Source organism: Streptomyces kunmingensis, assembly GCF_039533535.1.
In the GTDB taxonomy this organism is placed as follows: domain Bacteria; phylum Actinomycetota; class Actinomycetes; order Streptomycetales; family Streptomycetaceae; genus Streptomyces; species Streptomyces kunmingensis.
Genome location: NZ_BAAATS010000055.1, coordinates 13037 through 29386 on the forward strand (window position 1 = coordinate 13037; position 16350 = coordinate 29386).

Here is a 16350-nt window from a genome sequence, read left to right on the forward strand (position 1 = left end):
TCAACGGGCCTTGTGGGGCCAGGCGATGAAGGTCAGGGCCATGGCGGCCATCGCGAGTCCGGAGCCGGCGACAAGTACGGGGACCGCGTTCCACAGGCTGCTCAGTGCCTGCACGAGTACGGGGAAGGCGAAACCGGCGTAGGCGAGGCTGTAGAAGACGGCGATCGCGGTGGCCGCGTGCTGCGGAGGGGCCAGCGATTCCACCAGCCGCAATCCGCTCACCAGGAGGATGCCGTAGGCCGAGCCCAGGACGATGGCGGCGGTCAACAGCCAGACCAGGGAGCCAGTTGCTGCGGTGAGCGCCGCGAGGAGCATGCCGACGACCGCGGCCGTCATGCCCGTTCGGAAGGGGGCTGCCGGGGAGCGCCGCGCGAGTCGGCCCGCCCATGGCTGTACCGCGATGCCGGTGCCCAGCGTGATCGCGGCGACGATGCCGCTTCCGACGGCGCCGAAGTCGCCGAGGGACACCAGTGCGGGCAGCGCTGTGAAGGACACGGTGGCGGCCCCGAAGATCCATGGTGCCGTGGGGAGTACGGCGGCCAGGAATACCCGGCTGGTCAGATAGGCGTCTCGCCCGCGGTCTGCTGCCGGGCGGCCGGTGTCCGGTCGGAGGTGGCGTCGGGGATGGCGGGCCGTCTCAGGGGCTCGGAACACGAGGGGCAGTGCCAGTGCCACGAGCGCGATGTGGACGAGGTAGGACGTGGTCTGCGGCGCGGGAAGCCACTGGACGACGGCCCCGGACAGGAGGGGGCCGGCCGCGAAACCGGCGGTCAGTGCGACGGCCGCACGTCGTGCTCCCAGGCCTCGCGTCTGTGCGGTGCTGGAGGTGGCGGAGGTGGCGGAGGTGGCGGAGGTGGCAGAGGTGACAGAGGTGACAGAGGTGGCGGACAGTTCCTTGATCCATGCTGTTCCCGGCCCGAACGCGGCGCCGGCACTGATCCCGATGAGTATCCGCCCGGTCAGGATCGTTGCGAACTCCCCGCTCGAGAGCCACAGCACTGCCGAGCCGAGCGCGGAGAGCAGCAGCGCGGCGAGGAGCGCCCGGCGCCGGCCGATTCGGTCCGAGACCCGTGCCGCGATCAACAAGGCCGGGACGAGTCCCAGTGCGTAGGCCCCGAACAGGCCGTCGGCCCGGGTCCCGCTCAGGTGTGCGTAGGCGTGCAGCAGGGAGGCAAACATGTTTGCTCCCCATCCGACGACGAAGACGGCGGCGGCCGGCCGGACCCATGCGGAACGTGCGGTCCGCGGTGGAACACGGCTTCCGCTGTCGGTCCCGGCCGGCACCGGGACGGTGGACGGGTGCGGCGGCGCGTCAGGGGCGTGTGTGCGGGCTTGTGTGCGGACTTGTGTGCGGACTTGTGTGCGGGCTTGTGTGCGGGCTTGTGTGCGGGCTTGTGTGCGGGCTTGAACGAGCATCGGTTCTCAGTCCCTGCTGGAGCTGGGGTATCGGGGAGGCCGTCGACGATGAGGACGCCGTCGAACGGTTCCCCTTCCAAGGTCTGGATCGCGCCGCGTCCGCCGGCGGGGGTACCGGGTGGCCCGGGCGGGCCCGCCGGGCCAGGGCCATGTAGGCCTCCGGCCCGGCGGGGTCAGCGAGCCGCTCGCGCAGCCTCACGATGTAGACGCTCACGCACCGGCGTTGTCGGTCCCGACGGCCTCGGCGGTCCCGGCAGTTCCAGCGGCCTCGGCAGTCTCGGCGGTCTCGGCGCGCTTGGTGACGAAGGCGATGAGCGCGTCGGCGGCCGGGCCGGAGGAGGCGGGGTTCTGCCCCGTGATCAGCAGGCCGTCCCGCAGGACGTACGGCGCCCAGTCGTCGCCCTGGGAGTAGTCGCCGCCGAGCCGGACGAGTTCGTCCTCGACCAGGAAGGGGACCACGTCGGTGAGCTGGACTCCCTCTTCCTCACTGTTGGTGAACCCGGTGACCTTCTTTCCCCGTACCAGCGGCGTGCCGTCCTCGTTCACCGCGTGCCGCAGGACACCGGGGGCGTGGCAGACCAGGGCGAGCGGCCTGCCGGCGCGCAGGGTGGTCTCGATCAGGCGGACGGAGGTGGTGTCCTCGGCCAGGTCCCAGAGGGGGCCGTGACCGCCGGGGTAGAAGACGGTGTCGAAGTCGTCGGCGGAGACGGAGTCGAGGCGGACGGTGTGGGCGAGAGCGTCCATGGCCTCGGGGTCGGCCTCGAAGCGGCGGGTCTCGTCGGTCTGGTTGGCGGGCTCGTTGCTCTTGGGGTCCAGCGGGGGCCGGCCGCCCTTGGGGGAGGCGAGCACGAGGTCGGCGCCGGCGTCGCGGAAGCGGTAGTACGGGGCGGCCAGTTCCTCCAGCCAGAAGCCGGTCTTGCGGCCGGTGTCGCCGAGCTCGTCGTGCGAGGTGAGAACGATGAGAACCTTCATGATTACTGCTCCTTCGATTGGTGTACCGACCGATCCTCTTATGTGAGTAGACCGGTCGTCTCTGAGAGGTTGTGGGGCCGCGCAGGCACACGGTGTGTGAGCGGCGCCGGGGCGGCGGGGTGCTACGTGTGCTACGTGTGCAGAAGTCGGCGTGTGACCGTCATGGTGGTGGTCAGAGGGCCTATGTCGCGGTGGATCTTGGCCATGACGCTGGCGCCGAGCCACATGTCGTACAGGACCTGCGCAGTGGTGCGGGCGTCCTCGTCGACCGCGAGCGAGCCGTCCTCGAGGCCGGCGGTGATCGCCCGCTCCAGGCGGTCGATGATGGCGGTGGTGCCCTCCTTCAGCGCGAGCCGCATCGACTCCGACAGGTCGGAGACCTCCGCGCCGAGCTTGACGGCGAGACACTTGCCCTGACACTCGTCGACGCTCTGCGTCTCGTGCCAGGCCTGCCAGTAGTTCATCAGCCGCTGCGCCGCGGTCGGGCCCGGTCCGGCGAGGATGCGGTCCATGTCCGCGAGGTAGTCGGTGAAGTACGACCGCATCATCGCCTCGCCGAAGGCGTCCTTGGAGTTGAAGTAGTGGTAGAAGGACCCCTTGGGCACTCCGGCCTCGGAGAGGACCTCGTTGATCCCCACTGCGGCGAATCCCTTGTGGGACATGATCCGCTGAGCCGTGTCGAGAATGCTGCGGCGCGTGTCGCCCTGAGTGACTGGCATGTCCCCATCCTAACTCCGACTAGACCGGTCGTCTAATGGCGGCGGTCGTTGACCGGCGATCAGCGGTCAGTGGTCGAGGAAGTCCAGGAGGACCTCGTTGACCTCGGCGGTGTGCGTGGTCAGGAGTCCGTGCGGGGCGCCCTCGATCTCGGTGTACCGCGCGGTGGGCAGCGCCTTGGCGAAGCGGCGTCCGGTGGCGTCGATGGGCAGGGTGCGGTCGGCGGTCCCGTGCACGATCAGCGTCGGGACGTCGATACGGGGGATGTCGGCGCGGAAGTCGGTGGGCCAGGTCAGGGGCGCCGCCGCCGAGGCGATCGCACCGGCGCCCGCCGCCACGTTCCAGGCGTTGCGCACCGCTTCCTCGCTGACCCGGGTGCCGAGGTTCTCGTCGAGGTTGAAGAAGTCGTTGTAGAACCCGGTGAAGAAGGCGTAGCGGTCCTTCTTGACGGCATCGGAGATGCCCTGGAAGAAGGAGTCGGGGGCGGCGCCGTCGGGGTTGTCGTCGGTGACGAGCAGGAAGGGTTCCAGCGAGGCCAGGAAGACGGCCTTGGCGACGCGGGCGGAGCCGTAGGTGGACAGGTAACGGGCGACCTCACCGGTACCCATGGAGAAGCCGACCAGGACCGCGTCGTGCAGGTCGAGGGTCTCCATGAGGGTGTTCAGGTCGGCGGCGAAGGTGTCGTAGTCGTAACCGGTGGAGGGCTGGCTGGACTTGCCGAAGCCGCGCCGGTCGTAGGTGATGACCCGGTTGCCGGCCGCCAGCAGGGCCGGCACCTGCCCCTCCCAGGAGTTGCCGTCCAGCGGGTAGCCGTGGATCAGCACGACCGGCCGGCCCTCCCCCTTGTCCTCGTAGTGCAGTTCCACGTCGGTGCTGTTCTCCGTGCCGACCTTGATACGTCCCATGACGCGCACCCCTTCGGGGAGTTGTGGGTGGAACCGGTGTGTTCCGCGTTCCGGTGTCCGTTCCGATGTCCAGAACTATACGACCGGTCTACTCGTACGTCAACGACCGCATCGCGCATGGCGCCCGGCGCCCGGCGCCCGGCGCCCGGCGCCCGGCGCCCGGTCGCGGTCGCGGTCGCGGTCGCGGTCGCGGTCGCGGTCGCGGTCGCGGTCGCGCAGGACGATGCGGGCTCTGATCCCAGGAGTGCGGAGCCGTCCGTCGTCGACGGCTCTGCCGCTCCGCATGTCTTCGGACGCGAACGCCGCAGGATGGGACGTATGAGTCTGCCGACCGTCACGCACCGGGTGGAGTTTCTGCGCCACCCCCACCCCGACCGTCCGCATCTCACGCTCTGGGGTATCCGGATCAACGGCACGGACCTGCGCGTCCTGGTCGCGGAGGCGACTCGCGCGCTGTGGAGCCGAGAGCTCGACGAGGACGACGACACCCCGCAGGAACGCGAGGAGTTCCTGCTGCGGCAACACGCCCCGCTGTATCTGGACGACGACACCGACGGCGCCCGGGCCCGGGCGCATTTTCTGGGCGACGCCTCACCGGATCTCCGCGACCGCGACACCGGCGCCCTGTGTCTTCTGGGCTGCTCCTGCGGGATCGACGGCTGCTGGCCCCTGCTCGCCATGGTCCGCGCCACGGCGACGGAGGTCGTCTGGTCCGGCTTCCGCCAGCCTCACCGGCCGGAGTGGGGCGAACTGCCCCTGGGCCCCTACGACTTCCCCCGCCCGGCCTACGACGCGGCCCTGTCCGCACCCGTCCCACTCGCCCAGGACCCCCTCACCCCACTGCTGGGTGCGGGATAACCGTGTCATCCCCCTCGCCCGCAACTTCGCCCGCCAGGCCCTGCACGACTGGGGCTGGCTTCCCGCGTCGACCGCCGACGGCCGTGCAGGCGAAGACGTCCTGCTGGTCGTCTCCGAACTCGTCACCAATGCCTGCATCCACGCACACGGCGCGGACGAACTGCGGATGTCCCACCGCACCGACAAGGTGCTGCGCATCGAGGTCTCCGACAGCGGTACGGGCCAGCCCGCCCCTCGTTCCCCGCACCGGGCCGGCCGCCCCGGCGGCCATGGAATGTTCATCGTGCAGCGCCTCTGCCTCGACTGGGGAGTCATCCGCACTGCCGGAGTGGAGGGAAAGACGGTCTGGGCCGAACTCGGCGCACCCATCTAGGCCCGCCCGGGCCGCTCGCTCAGCCCAGGTCCAGTCGCCGGAGCACCGTCACAGGCGCCAGGTCCGGATCCGGTCGGCGGCTGCGAAGACGTCCGCTTTACCGGAGAGCAACGCGCCGGCCAGGTCGACGAGTTCACCGTACGGCGCGTCCAGGCCTTCACCGCTGGCGTGCATGTAGGCGACCGTCACCGCGCAGGCGAAGCGGACGTTGAGCGCGGGCAGCGGCTTCAGGAGCAGGAACGTGTGCAGCAGTGCGGCCGCGCGCCAGGAGGCGTCGGAGTCGGTGCCGGCCCGAGGCGGATCGACGCGGTGGCGGGCCACGCCCGCCATGAGCGCCGAGTAGTCACTGACAGTCGGGTGTTCGGGCAGGGCGGTCTCCTGCTGCTGCAGGAGCCACCGCATGTCGACGTGGATGACCGGCGGCATCGTTCAGGCGGCCTGTCCCGCCGAAGTGATCGTGGGACCGTCGTCCAGGCCGGCGGCCGCGATGGCCTCGGCGAGGGCAGGGTCGTGGAAGGTACGCGCGAAAGTGTCGGAGCCTTCCTTCAGTGCACGGTGCCGGGCGATCTGGTCGGCGGTCGAGGCACGTACCAGGGCTTTGAGGGTGACGCCCTGCTCGCGCGCCAATTCGCGGAGCTCGTCGAGTTCCTCTTCGCTGAATTCCACATTCAAGGCGGGCATGAACAAACGGTACCGCGCGGGTACCGCAGTCACAATAACCGCAGGTCAAAGTAATAAGGGACAGGTACCTGAGGGGCTGATGCAGGAGGCCGCCGGGCCTGGGCGCGGGTCAGCGGGACGGTCGTGGTGTCTCGGTCGAAGGACCACCGAGACGGGCGATCGGAACCGAGTACAGCCGGGTGACGGTCGGATTCCCCGTGACTCTCAGCGTGACGGAGCTCGAGCCCTTCACCAGGCTCTCTTGGGAGACGACAGTCGACGGCGACGCAACCGGTTCGAGCGCGTACCACGGCTGGGTGATCTCAGCCACGGACAAGTGGCGGAGCCTACGACCTGACCGCTGCTCGCTCGATGCGCCTCCGGCAGATGAGGCTGCACTGCCCCGGGGTGTCGGCAAGGGCGAACTGCGCCTCGGACGGGGCCGGCCGCACTCAGGTGGAGCTTGATGGTCAGGTGTGTGCCGGTGCCAGTTCGTCCAGGAGGCCCTCGGCTCGCAGGTCGTTCCAGAGCTGTGCGGGGATCTGCACCTCGAACGCCGCGGCGTTGCGCCGTACTTCGTCCGAGGTGCGCATGCCGACGACGATGCCCGCGACGGCAGGGTGGTGCGTCGGAAAGGCCATCGCCACGGCCGGCAGCGTCACGCCGTGGGGCTCGCAGATGTCGGCCATGCGGTGTGCGCGCTCAAGCGTCTGGGGCGTGGCAGGCGCGTAGTCGAAGGTAGCGCTCGCGGATGGGCGGGCCGTGGCGAGGAGGCCGGAGTTGAAGACCGAGGCCGCAAGCACCGAGATGCCCCGGGCCGCGCAGGCAGGGAGCAGGTCGTCGAGAGCGCTGTGATCGAGCAGCGTGTAGCGGCCGGAGAGCATCACCACGTCGGCGTCGGTCTCCTCGACCAGCCGGGTCAGCTTGCCCGGGTGGTACATCCCCGCTCCGATGGCGCCCACCGTCCCTTGGGCCCGCAGCTCGGCGAGGGCCGGGAAACCTTCGCGCAACGCTTCCTCGAAGTGTTCCTCCGCGTCGTGCAGATACAGCACGTCGATCCGGTCGACGCCCATCCGCTCGAGCGAGTCCTCCACGCTGCGCAGCACACCGTCCCGGGTGAAGTCCCATACCCGGCGGTGCGTGGCGGGCACCTTGAAGGGCTCGTCCGTCCGGCCCGCCGGGTCCTGCGGGACCAGCAGCCTGCCGACCTTCGTCGACAGCGTCCACTCGTCGCGTGGCTTGCCCCGCAGGAGGTCGCCGATACGGCGTTCGGAATGCCCGATTCCGTAATGCGGGGAGGTGTCGAAGTAGCGGATCCCGCTGTCCCACGCCGCCTCGAGGGCTTCCGCCGCGGTCTCGTCGTCGAGCGGTTCGAAGAGCCCGCCGAGCGGGCCGCCCCCGAAGCCCACCTCCGTGACGTGCACCTTGCTCTTGCCCAACCGGTTCTGCTTCATCCACCGATCCCCTCACGTGGCTGCCGGCGCGGGATCATCTTGTCGTGGCCCGCGCTGCATCTCCAAGGGATGTGCACGCATCAAACCCGTCGGACAGGGCCGGCGTCCCCGGTCCGCGTAGCGCGTGAGTCCGTTCCGTACCCACTCCACGTCCCCCCTTGCGAAGTCGTTCACAGCGAAGTCGATCGACATGCGTTGTGTCTCGTCCAGTTCCGGCCTCAGGGAGACCGCGAGCCGTACGGCCTCGTCGGGGTCGACGGCGAGCCGCTCCACGAGGTCGACGGGCAGCGACGGGCAGCGACGGGTTCTCGGCGAGGGAGGCCAGGTGCGTCCGCTCGGCGACGCATCGTTCGGCGTCGGCGCGGTGCAAGAGCCCCCGGCGCAGCACCTCGGCGGCGGTCTGCGGATCGCGGAGGAGTCCGGCGGTGACGTGTGCGTCCCCCCCGGCACTCCCCCAGTGCGGCGGCCCGCCGCACCTCGGGGCCGGGGTCGGCAAGCAGCGCCGAGCGCTCGCCCGGCGGCAGCATCTCCCATGCGCGCGCCGCGCTCCGGCGCGCTGCCGGATCGCGGTGCGTGGCCAGCGAGGCCACGAACGACGGCACCAGATAGGGCGATTCCAGCAAGGCCGCCCGTACGGAAGGGTCGGGGTCGTCGAGCAGGCGGACGCACACGTCGTCCGGTAGCGACGCGACCGCCTACCCCTGTGTTTCCGTCGGCTGGTCGACGACCATGGTCCCGCTCCGCCCTGCAAGTAGTTCTCGCTTCACACAGATTGGCCCGGGCGGCGTGGGCGTTCTGGCAGGCCCATTTCCTGGGACAGACGCAGTGTCAGTACCAGGTGGCATGCTCTGCCGCCATGAACAGACAGCAGTTCTGGCAGCTCATCGGGGCAGCCCGCAACCAGGCGTCCGACCCGAACGACGGAGAAGAGGTCGTCCAGCGGGCAACCTCGCTGTTGGCCACACACCCGTCCGAGGAGATCGTCGCCGCTCAGCAGGCGTTGTGGGACTTGATGGCCGACTCCTACACGAATCCTCTCTGGGCCGCTGCCTACCTGATCAACGGCGGATGCTCCGACGACGGCTTCGATTACTTCCGCGGCTGGTTGATCGCCCAGGGGCGCGAGGTCTTCGAGCGCATAGTCGCTGACCCCGATGCCCTGGCAGAAGTACCCGTCGTGCGAGTCTCAGCTGCCGACGGAGTCGATCTCGACTGTGAGGAGGCGCTCAGCATCGTTTGGAACGCACATGTCATGGCGACCGGCGCGCAGCTCCCTGACGACGCGTTCAGCATCCAATACCCGGAGCTGGACCCCACTTGGAACTTCGACTTCGACGACCACAGCGAAATGACCCGCCGACTGCCACGCTTGGCGGCGCTCTATCTGGAGTAAGACGCGAGCACCGCTCCGGTGACGAATACGCGCCCCCTCGACATGCGAGCCCACCAGTCCCGAGGCCGGAGGACTGTCGTCAGGTTCTGCTCCACTCGGCGCTGCGTACGAGCTTGGTGAGTTCGGCGGGGGGCAGTGCCGGGGTGTGGCGTGTTCCTGGGAGTCGGTAGGCGCGGGCGTTCACTTCGGTGGCCAGGACGCGGAGGCCGTCGGGGCGCAGGGAGTCGGCCCGCCATTCGGTCGCGCCCTCGCCGCCGTTCGTGGCCGGGCCGGTGCCGGTCATGACGAGCGTGCCGTCGGTGAGTTTGCGCGCCTTGGCGAAGATCTTGCCGATGGTCGGGTCGGCCGGTTTCCAGCGCTGCACCGTGACGGCTATGAGGCACTTGCCGTGTCCGTCGTCGACGGTGAGGTGGCCGTAGCCGGGCTGCCCGCCCTCGTCGGCCACTCGCACACCCTGGGGCAGTGCGTCGGCGATGATACGTGTGATGCGCCGTGCCGGCATGGACTGGTCGATGTCCGGTGCGGGCCGGTGTTCCGGCGCGGGCGCGGGCAGTGTGGCCAGGATTGGTTTCCAGGTGGGCGATCCTGCGATGTCGGTGAGTTCCTGCTGGGTCAGAGGCAGGGGCGGGTGCGGGCTTCGGTGCGGGGAGTTCGACTCTGCCGGGTCCGACGGGGTGGGTGGGGCAGACGAGGTGGGTGGGGCCTTCGAGGTGGGTGGGGCCTCCGGGGCGGTCGACACCGAGATCGCGAGCTGACGCCCGTTCGGGTACGTCAGAACGGTGGTGAGTCGTCTGGCGACAGTGGGGCGGGATTCGTCGACCGGGGAATCGTCGGATATCAGTTTCGCCCCGCGATAACTCTTCGTCGCGCATGTGCTGTACGGGTGCAGTGCGCTGTCCGGACAGCGCAGGGCCTGCGGGTCGATGGGCGTCGGGAGACGGCTCGCGGATACTTCTACGCGCCCCTCGATGCCGTTTCTGGTGTAATTCAGAGAGGCGGAAGTCGAGGGATTTCTCCGCCCGACCGGTGCTTCTTTGATTTGTGATTGTCCTCCCTGCGGAAGCAGCGTTCGCAGGGTGTTCGCGAGTGGATTCGGGGATTCATCGGCGACTGGCGCCTTCGGGGCTCCGCAACCTGACGCGAGTATGGCGCCGGCCGCCAGCGCGGGGAATGCCAGTACCGCGCGATCATGGATCGTCTTCACAGTTCCTGACTCCGCGGGGAGAGGGGTGGGCGGGCCGCCGTCCGTACCGGATCGCCGGCCCGCCGTGGACAGCCCCAGGTCAGCAGGGGCGACCGGAGGAGATGGAGTCGTTGTACGGGTAACTGAGCGTGTTCCACGTGTAGTTGTCCTGGAACACGCCCTGGATGCCGCCGTAGTTGTTATCGGTGAAGAGGCACCAGGTCCGCCCCGAGTAGTTACTGATGTAGGAGACGCTGTCCTGGAAGTTTCCGTCGCTGCCGTTGGTCAGGTTCGGAAAGGCGTAGTACTCGTAGTCACAGCGGTTCGACGAGTTGTAGGAGTCCTGGCACAGCTTGATGGTGCTTGCCGCGGGGGCGGCCGACGCGGGGGTCGTCGTCACGGATGCGATCAGGGCGCCAGCCGTCATCGCGATACCGGCACTCGCCATGGCCTTTTTCGCCAGCTTCATAAGAACTCCTCCACCCGGACGGGTTTCGTTGGTTTTCAAGGGATTGGTCAAACCGGAGATGTTTTACCGGTCCGCTTCAGCAGATATCGTCTTCGCGCACGAGCGTGAGCAGGCGGAACGTTTCCACGTACAGCCATACGAGGGTGAGGGCGAGGCCGAAGGCCGCCGTCCAGGCCTCCTGCGTGGGGGCGCCGCCGGTGACGCTCTGCTCCACCTGCTTGAAGTGCGGGGCGAGGAAGGACGCACCCAGGATTACGCCGACGGCGCCGAGGGCGACACCGAGCGCGCCGCTGCGGAAGCCGAGCCCTTCGACCTCGGTGGAGGCGGTGAGCAGTACGTTCACCGCTGCGAGGAGAGCGAATCCGCCCATGGCCGCGCCGGTGAAGGCGCGGAGCCGGTGGTCCGCCCGGATCCACTGGCACTGGTAGGCGAGCAGCACCACGGCGAAGACCGCCATCGTCCCGAGCACCAGTTGGATCACCGCCCCCGGCGAGAGGTGGGTGGATGTCGCGTTCGAGAGGAAGCCGAGGAAAAACCCTTCGAAGGCCGCGAAAGCGAGGGTCAGCGCCGGGGACGGCCGCTTCCGGGAGAACTCCGTCACCGCCAAGGCCAGGGCGATCAGAAAGGCGCCGCCGGCGATGCCGTACGAGGTTCCCAGGCCGATGGTGCCGACCGGCAGCGCCGTCCACGCCAGGGTGGCCGCAAGGATCGCCGCGGCCAGTGCGGCGGCCGTGCGGAGCACGACGGCGTCCATCGTCAGCGTCTCGCCCGTGGTCTCGCCCGTGGTCTTGCCCGTGGTCTTGCCCGTGGTCTTGCCCAGAGAAATGTGTGTCGGGGTGTGGCCGCGGGTGAGACGCCGCGACAGCACGGGGTTGCTGCTCTTGAGGGAACGCTCCTCCATCAGGATCGACAGGGGGGTTTCCCGGTTCTCGTACGTCTGCATGATCGCCCGCTTCGGTGTGGCCGGCCGGTGGCCGGGTGGGCCGGGAGGTGACTCGGTACGGGGTCGAATCCGTTCGCTTCCCGGGCTCGGTATGAGCTTCACACGTAGAGAAGTAACCAGTCAAGGCGGTTACGACACGCGGCTTCCGGGGCTACGGCGCTACGGCGCTACGGCGCTTCGCTGAGTACGCGGTAGCTGCGGAATCCGGAGGCGATCTCGGTGCCGCTCTGCCTGAGGCCGTCCAGCCGGAGCACGGCATCGGTGTACCGGGAGTCGGGCACGCCCGGGGTGCAGTCAGCCTTGTAGTAGACGTCCATGTACTGGGTGAGAGAGAAGTTCTGCACCGAGTACATGGCCTGCGGCAGGTTGTGGCACTCGTGGTTCGCGGGGTCGGCACGTACTTCCGTGCCGCTGAAGTCGTGCGTCGGGTAGAAGGCGATCCCTCCGACCTCGACGGCCGAGGCGGGTGCGGACAGGCCGACGCCCGCGAGCACCGCCGTTCCGCAGGCCACGGCCGCCGTTCCTACGAGACGGTGCTTCCATGCTCTGCTCATGTCCACTCCCGGTATGTGTCGCTCGGGCACGCTGCCCGCAGCGGAGTTGATGTGTGCGCGCTCACCCGGTTGGTGTGGCGGTCCGAGACCGTACGGATCTTGTCGTCGAAGACGGACGTGTGTGGCGCAACGGCTAGTACGTCGTCACCAGCGACTCGTCCTCGTCGACGACATACGTGGAGAGCATCATCGTCGTCACCTTGCCGACGTTGACGGCGTTGTGGATGGTCCCGGACGGGATGAAGAAGGGATCGCCCGTACGCAGCCGGATCGACGGCCTGTCGTCGAACTTCATGAGGACGTCACCACGGACGATGTAGCCGACCTCGACTCCGGGGTGACTGTGCCGGCCCGACTCCTTGTGCCGGGGGATCTGCACCAGCGTCTGCACCGTCTCCCAGCCCTCGGCCGGGGACGGGTGTTCCTGCAGCAGAGTCCTGGTCACGCCGTCGGTCGGGCCGGAACCGGTCGAGTGCGGGCCATGGGCCGGGGCGGTGAAGCCGGCGGCCCGTGCGGTCGAGGAGAGGGCGGCGGCACCGAGGGCGCCGGCCGCCGCGACACCGCTGGTACGGAGAAGAGAGCGTCGATCGATCGTCACGGATTCTCCCTGTAGGTGGCAGGAGCCAGCCGGGCTGGCGAGATACGTGTATCTTCGGCTCCGCCAACATATCTATGCTCGGCGAGACACACAAGACGCACACTCAGCCACATGTGTGCATGCCTCGTCCATACTGATGCCGGGTTTGCGGTACATCTGGTAGAGGTGGGTGCCGACGGTCCGATGGGACAGAAAGAGCCGCTCGGCGATCTGCTTGTCGGTCAGCCCGGTCGCCGCCAGCGTCGCGATCTCCTGCTCCCGGGCCGTCAGCGACCCTGTGCCGGGCCGCACCGCGACCGGCGTGGGGTGTCCGCTCAACTCCCGTTCCTGCACAATCGACGGCGCGGTCGACGGCACCGGGGTCCACGCCGGCACCACTCGGCGAACCTCTTGGCCCGCGAAGGTTGGACCGCGCGTTCCATTCTTGCGGTAATCTGAGGCCATGGCACTGACGGCGAAGGGCCGTGCTACCCGGCAGCGCATCATCGAGGGGGCGTCGGCACACATGCGCACCGACGCCCCGGGGACGGTGACACTGGACGACATCAGGGCGAGCACGGGCACCAGCAAGGGACAGCTGTTCCACTACTTCCCCGGCGGCAAGGAGGAGATCCTCCTCGCCGTCGCGCGCCATGAGGCCGAACGCGTCATCGCCGACCAGCGGCCCCATATCGACGCGCTCAACTCCTGGACGGCCTGGACACGTTGGCGGGACGCCGTGGTGGCGCGCTACCGGGCGCACGGAGCCCACTGTCCGCTCGGCAACCTGATGAACCAGGTGGGCAGCACCCCGGGCGCCGCCGAAGTAACCGGATCCCTGCTCGATCGATGGCAGCTGCTCATCCGCCAGGGCGTCACCACGATGCAGTCCGAAGGCCTCATCGACTCGGGGCTCGATGCCGACCGGGCCGCGGCGGCCTTCATCGCGGGCATCCAGGGCGGCGTCCAGATGCTCCGGTCCACCGGTGACAGCACGTATCTCGAAGTGGTCCTCGACATTCTGATCGACCATCTGCGAGGGCGGAGCGTCCAGGAACGTTGAGAGCCTGTGCGGCAGACGTTCAAGTGCGGCCACTCCGGGACGAGCGGATCAGGACGAGTAGTTCAGGACGAGCGGATCAGGACGAGTGGTTCGGGACGAGCGGATCGCGGCGGACCCCGTCCGCTTTCCATGGCGCGAACCGCGATCGGCAGTGCGCGACCGGGCCGAGCGGTACACCCCGGTGGGCGGTAGGCCGGTGGACCATTGAGTCCAAATTTGTGGGACGATAGGGGGATGAACAAGGGACTGACGGCGAAGGGCAGGGCGACCCGACAGCGCATCGTCGTCGCCACAGCACTTCTGACCAGGGAGAAGGGGGCCGCCGAGACAACGCTCGACGATGTGCGAGCGGCCACGGCGACCAGCAAGAGCCAGCTCTTCCACTACTTCCCTGAGGGCAGGTCGGACATCCTCACGGCCGTCGCCGAGTACGAGGCCGGGCAGGTTCTCGACGTCCAGCAGCCCTTCCTGGGGGATCTGTCGACCTGGGAATCCTGGCAGAAGTGGCGGCAGGCGGTACTCGATCACTACATCGAACTCGGCCAGCGGTGCCCCCTGGGCAGCCTCACCACTGAACTGGGCAAGTCGTCCGCCGAAGCCCGGGCCATCCTCACCACCCTCTTCACCGAGTGGGAAGAGGCCCTGTTCCTCGGCGTGCGAACCCTGACCTCCGCCGAGCCGGAGGCTGCCCGGATCCGCGCGAGGAGCATCCTGGCCGCCATCCAGGGCGGCGTCGTCATGCTCCAGGCGACCGGGGTCACGGACTACCTGACGGCCGCCCTCATGACCTCGACCGATCCCCTGCGCCCCACCGCCGAGGGAACCGACTAGTGGCTCGGCTCGGATGGTTGGCCGTGTAACTGGCTCCGCATGATGGCTCGGCCTGCGGCGCTGGGTGATGTGCGGCATGGCAACGAGGATGGCAATTTCCGCGCAGGTGAAAGGGGTTTGCCGACTTGGGTGCCGCGTGGGTAGCGTCGCCGTCTGTGACTCCAACTCTGCGCACCGAGCGGCTGCTGCTGGAGCCGTACATCCCTGAGGACGAAGAGGACTTCGTCGCCCTGTTCCAGGACACCAGAGTCTCGCAGTGGATGGGTGACGGCTCTGCTTCCGAAGCAGCAAACCGGGCCCTGTTCTCGCGGATCTTCACGAAGGTCTACGCTCAGGAACTGTTCGATGTCTGGGCTGTTCGTAAGGACGGACTCCTCGTCGGGCATGCCGAGATCAAGCCGACCGACGTCGTTGGAGGCCACGAGATCATCTACGCTCTGGCCCCGGCGGCATGGGGGTTGGGCCTGGGAACCGAGGTGGCAGAGGCGATCGTCGCTTTCGGCTTCGACATCCTCGGGCTGACCGAGGTTTACGCCACCGTAGCTGCACCGAACAAGGCCTCACTGACCCTGCTGGACGGCATCGGTTTCGAACATGTCCGGGACATCACAGAGGATGACGGCAGCACCACCCGCCTGTTGGCCCGTCATCTGATTGCGAGCGACAAGTCGCCCCTCGTCCGGTAAGGCAAGCAAGCCGCTGCCCGTGGACCCACCCGACTACCCGGTCAGGCAGCGCAGGTTGGGTACTGGGTCCAGGCTCGGATGAATGAGTCGGGGGCGAAGGTGCTCTTTGGTTCTGCGCGGGTGTTGCGCCAGCGGATGTAGGCGGCGATGGCGAAATTCTGCTCGGCATGCGTGCGGTGGTCGGTGCCGTTGAGGGCGAAGTAGCGCAGTGCCGCGAACTCCGAATCAATCCGGTTCAGTTACGAGCCGTAGGTCGGCAGGAAGACCGGTTCGACGTCGTTGTCGGCGGCCCAGGTGCGGACCTCGGCGTGCTTGTGCGGGGAGAAGTTGTCCAGCACCACATACAGCTTCTCCCCGGGCCAGCGGTCCCGCAGGGTCTTGAGCAGGCCGAGGAACTCGCGCCACCGCTTGCGCTGACGGATCCGGTAGTAGATCTTCCCGGTGGCCAGGTCGAGCGCGGCGAGCATATGCATCACACCACCGGACCGGTTGTAGGTGGCCCGCACCCTGCGTGGCCTACCGGCCGGACGCCACGCTCTGCCCTTGCGCGGCATCAGGTTCAGCGGGCCGAACTCGTCGACGCAGATCACCCGTCCGTCGGCCGGCGGTGTGTCATACAGCGCCAGGACGCGGTGCATCTTGGCTATGAAGTCCGGTTCGTTGAACGCCTTCCAGGTAGTCGTGGCCTGCCAGGAGACCTTGCCCTCCCACAGGATGCGCCGCAGGGTTTCCCTGCTGATCCTTGGCACCACCTGCCGTTCGACCAGGTGAGCATCGAGCTTGGCCAGGCTCCAGGTGGAGAGGGCGCCGATGTTCCAGTCCGCGGGGGACGTCCGGGCGATCAGACAAATGTGCTCACGCACTCGCTCGCTGATCATTTTCGAGCGTCCCCCGCTCCATTTTGGGTCCAGCGCGTCGAACTCCCGCTCGTTGAAAGCATGGATGGCATTTGCGCACGTAGTCCTCGCTGACCTGCATCAGCGAGGTGATGTCCGTGACCGCCTGGCCCTGGGTGGACATCAGCACCACGATCGCCCGCCGCAGCCGGACCGGGTCCTTCGCAGTGCGGCTGATCTGCTGCAGCCTCCGGCCCTCGTCCATGCTGACCGGCCGGACGAACACACCTGGTCGACGCCCCACGGCCAACTCCAAGATCAGGTCCTGAAGACAGTCTGCTGACCACCGGGCGGCAGGTCGATTACCCGGCCAACGATGCGAGCCAAGCCACTAGCACCGACTAGTAGGACTCCGTTAGGTCTGTCTCGGTCGTGGTGTGGTGTGTGACCTGCTGGGCAG

General features: G+C 68.2%; 20 protein-coding genes and 1 pseudogene. 6 read left to right on the forward strand and 15 right to left on the reverse strand.

Going from position 1 to position 16350, the window contains the following annotated elements; genetic code table 11:
- The 4 genes from ABD366_RS40395 to ABD366_RS40410 all read right to left on the reverse strand — a co-directional run bounded on the left by ABD366_RS40395 (position 1) and on the right by ABD366_RS40410 (position 4010).
- On the reverse strand, positions 1–1416 hold the full coding sequence (locus ABD366_RS40395) for an MFS transporter (protein WP_324767622.1): 1416 nt from the start codon (positions 1414–1416) through the stop codon (positions 1–3).
- Between the two features lie 210 nt (positions 1417–1626).
- Positions 1627–2388, reverse strand: coding sequence for a type 1 glutamine amidotransferase domain-containing protein (locus ABD366_RS40400; protein WP_324767623.1), 762 nt, complete (start codon positions 2386–2388; stop codon positions 1627–1629).
- 131 nt (positions 2389–2519) lie between these two features.
- Positions 2520–3107, reverse strand: coding sequence for a TetR/AcrR family transcriptional regulator (locus ABD366_RS40405; RefSeq protein ID WP_324767625.1), 588 nt, complete (start codon positions 3105–3107; stop codon positions 2520–2522).
- Between the two features lie 66 nt (positions 3108–3173).
- The gene (locus ABD366_RS40410; protein WP_324767626.1) at positions 3174–4010 is read right to left on the reverse strand and encodes an alpha/beta fold hydrolase; all 837 of its coding nucleotides are present in this window, start codon (positions 4008–4010) and stop codon (positions 3174–3176) included.
- 117 nt (positions 4011–4127) lie between these two features.
- Here ABD366_RS40410 and ABD366_RS40415 point away from each other — a divergent pair, with 117 nt between their 5' ends.
- On the forward strand, positions 4128–4868 hold the full coding sequence (locus ABD366_RS40415; RefSeq protein ID WP_324767627.1) for a hypothetical protein: 741 nt from the start codon (positions 4128–4130) through the stop codon (positions 4866–4868).
- Between the two features lie 4 nt (positions 4869–4872).
- A pseudogene (locus ABD366_RS40420) lies at positions 4873–5241 on the forward strand (ATP-binding protein); the annotation flags it as partial.
- Between the two features lie 48 nt (positions 5242–5289).
- Here ABD366_RS40420 and ABD366_RS40425 read toward each other — a convergent pair.
- The 3 genes from ABD366_RS40425 to ABD366_RS40435 all read right to left on the reverse strand — a co-directional run bounded on the left by ABD366_RS40425 (position 5290) and on the right by ABD366_RS40435 (position 7355).
- Positions 5290–5667, reverse strand: a complete 378-nt coding sequence (locus ABD366_RS40425; RefSeq protein ID WP_324767628.1) for a toxin Doc — start codon at positions 5665–5667, stop codon at positions 5290–5292.
- Between the two features lie 3 nt (positions 5668–5670).
- Positions 5671–5922, reverse strand: a complete 252-nt coding sequence (locus ABD366_RS40430) for a hypothetical protein (protein WP_324767629.1) — start codon at positions 5920–5922, stop codon at positions 5671–5673.
- 449 nt (positions 5923–6371) lie between these two features.
- Positions 6372–7355, reverse strand: coding sequence for an aldo/keto reductase (locus ABD366_RS40435; RefSeq protein ID WP_324767630.1), 984 nt, complete (start codon positions 7353–7355; stop codon positions 6372–6374).
- Between the two features lie 856 nt (positions 7356–8211).
- Here ABD366_RS40435 and ABD366_RS40440 point away from each other — a divergent pair.
- Positions 8212–8748 carry a DUF4240 domain-containing protein gene (locus ABD366_RS40440; protein ID WP_324767631.1) on the forward strand — a complete coding sequence of 179 codons (537 nt, stop codon included), beginning with the start codon at positions 8212–8214 and terminating at the stop codon, positions 8746–8748.
- A gap of 79 nt (positions 8749–8827) precedes the next feature.
- Here the strand turns inward: ABD366_RS40440 and ABD366_RS40445 are convergent, their stop codons facing one another.
- From ABD366_RS40445 to ABD366_RS40470, 6 genes are all read right to left on the reverse strand, one after another.
- Positions 8828–9250, reverse strand: a complete 423-nt coding sequence (locus tag ABD366_RS40445) for a hypothetical protein (protein ID WP_324767632.1) — start codon at positions 9248–9250, stop codon at positions 8828–8830.
- 781 nt (positions 9251–10031) lie between these two features.
- Positions 10032–10400, reverse strand: coding sequence for a hypothetical protein (locus ABD366_RS40450; protein ID WP_324767633.1), 369 nt, complete (start codon positions 10398–10400; stop codon positions 10032–10034).
- Positions 10401–10476: 76 nt separating this feature from the next.
- Positions 10477–11343 carry a Bax inhibitor-1/YccA family protein gene (locus ABD366_RS40455; protein WP_324767634.1) on the reverse strand — a complete coding sequence of 289 codons (867 nt, stop codon included), beginning with the start codon at positions 11341–11343 and terminating at the stop codon, positions 10477–10479.
- 167 nt (positions 11344–11510) lie between these two features.
- A complete protein-coding gene (locus ABD366_RS40460) occupies positions 11511–11897 on the reverse strand; it encodes a hypothetical protein (RefSeq protein WP_324767635.1) in 387 nt (128 codons plus the stop codon).
- Positions 11898–12030: 133 nt separating this feature from the next.
- Positions 12031–12495 carry a cupin domain-containing protein gene (locus ABD366_RS40465; RefSeq protein WP_324767636.1) on the reverse strand — a complete coding sequence of 155 codons (465 nt, stop codon included), beginning with the start codon at positions 12493–12495 and terminating at the stop codon, positions 12031–12033.
- 72 nt (positions 12496–12567) lie between these two features.
- Positions 12568–12813, reverse strand: a complete 246-nt coding sequence (locus ABD366_RS40470; RefSeq protein WP_411293657.1) for a response regulator transcription factor — start codon at positions 12811–12813, stop codon at positions 12568–12570.
- Positions 12814–12937: 124 nt separating this feature from the next.
- On the opposite strand from ABD366_RS40470, the gene ABD366_RS40475 reads away from it, so the two are divergent.
- The 3 genes from ABD366_RS40475 to ABD366_RS40485 all read left to right on the forward strand — a co-directional run bounded on the left by ABD366_RS40475 (position 12938) and on the right by ABD366_RS40485 (position 15054).
- On the forward strand, positions 12938–13537 hold the full coding sequence (locus ABD366_RS40475; protein ID WP_324767637.1) for a TetR/AcrR family transcriptional regulator: 600 nt from the start codon (positions 12938–12940) through the stop codon (positions 13535–13537).
- Positions 13538–13771: 234 nt separating this feature from the next.
- Positions 13772–14368 carry a TetR/AcrR family transcriptional regulator gene (locus ABD366_RS40480; RefSeq protein ID WP_324767638.1) on the forward strand — a complete coding sequence of 199 codons (597 nt, stop codon included), beginning with the start codon at positions 13772–13774 and terminating at the stop codon, positions 14366–14368.
- A 155-nt stretch (positions 14369–14523) separates the two neighbouring features.
- Positions 14524–15054, forward strand: a complete 531-nt coding sequence (locus ABD366_RS40485; RefSeq protein ID WP_324767640.1) for a GNAT family N-acetyltransferase — start codon at positions 14524–14526, stop codon at positions 15052–15054.
- Positions 15055–15293: 239 nt separating this feature from the next.
- Here ABD366_RS40485 and ABD366_RS40490 read toward each other — a convergent pair whose 3' ends face one another.
- Together ABD366_RS40490 and ABD366_RS40495 are read right to left on the reverse strand one after the other, a co-directional pair.
- A complete protein-coding gene (locus tag ABD366_RS40490; RefSeq protein WP_324767644.1) occupies positions 15294–15998 on the reverse strand; it encodes an IS630 family transposase in 705 nt (234 codons plus the stop codon).
- Positions 15910–16206, reverse strand: coding sequence for a hypothetical protein (locus ABD366_RS40495; protein WP_344443471.1), 297 nt, complete (start codon positions 16204–16206; stop codon positions 15910–15912). Before ABD366_RS40495 ends, ABD366_RS40490 begins: the two co-directional genes overlap by 89 nt.
- Positions 16207–16350: the final 144 nt, after the last annotated feature.

What these genes read in the sequence shown, in the direction of transcription:
- ABD366_RS40395 (WP_324767622.1), bottom strand. Translation starts at nt 1,416, where the DNA reads ATGCTCGTTCAAGCCCGCACACAAGCCCGCACACAAGCCCGCACACAA.
- ABD366_RS40400 (WP_324767623.1), bottom strand. Translation starts at nt 2,388, where the DNA reads ATGAAGGTTCTCATCGTTCTCACCTCGCACGACGAGCTCGGCGACACC.
- ABD366_RS40405 (WP_324767625.1), bottom strand. Translation starts at nt 3,107, where the DNA reads ATGCCAGTCACTCAGGGCGACACGCGCCGCAGCATTCTCGACACGGCT.
- ABD366_RS40410 (WP_324767626.1), bottom strand. Translation starts at nt 4,010, where the DNA reads ATGGGACGTATCAAGGTCGGCACGGAGAACAGCACCGACGTGGAACTG.
- ABD366_RS40415 (WP_324767627.1), top strand. Translation starts at nt 4,128, where the DNA reads ATGGCGCCCGGCGCCCGGCGCCCGGCGCCCGGCGCCCGGCGCCCGGTC.
- ABD366_RS40425 (WP_324767628.1), bottom strand. Translation starts at nt 5,667, where the DNA reads ATGCCGCCGGTCATCCACGTCGACATGCGGTGGCTCCTGCAGCAGCAG.
- ABD366_RS40430 (WP_324767629.1), bottom strand. Translation starts at nt 5,922, where the DNA reads ATGCCCGCCTTGAATGTGGAATTCAGCGAAGAGGAACTCGACGAGCTC.
- ABD366_RS40435 (WP_324767630.1), bottom strand. Translation starts at nt 7,355, where the DNA reads ATGAAGCAGAACCGGTTGGGCAAGAGCAAGGTGCACGTCACGGAGGTG.
- ABD366_RS40440 (WP_324767631.1), top strand. Translation starts at nt 8,212, where the DNA reads ATGAACAGACAGCAGTTCTGGCAGCTCATCGGGGCAGCCCGCAACCAG.
- ABD366_RS40445 (WP_324767632.1), bottom strand. Translation starts at nt 9,250, where the DNA reads ATGCCGGCACGGCGCATCACACGTATCATCGCCGACGCACTGCCCCAG.
- ABD366_RS40450 (WP_324767633.1), bottom strand. Translation starts at nt 10,400, where the DNA reads ATGAAGCTGGCGAAAAAGGCCATGGCGAGTGCCGGTATCGCGATGACG.
- ABD366_RS40455 (WP_324767634.1), bottom strand. Translation starts at nt 11,343, where the DNA reads ATGCAGACGTACGAGAACCGGGAAACCCCCCTGTCGATCCTGATGGAG.
- ABD366_RS40460 (WP_324767635.1), bottom strand. Translation starts at nt 11,897, where the DNA reads ATGAGCAGAGCATGGAAGCACCGTCTCGTAGGAACGGCGGCCGTGGCC.
- ABD366_RS40475 (WP_324767637.1), top strand. Translation starts at nt 12,938, where the DNA reads ATGGCACTGACGGCGAAGGGCCGTGCTACCCGGCAGCGCATCATCGAG.
- ABD366_RS40480 (WP_324767638.1), top strand. Translation starts at nt 13,772, where the DNA reads ATGAACAAGGGACTGACGGCGAAGGGCAGGGCGACCCGACAGCGCATC.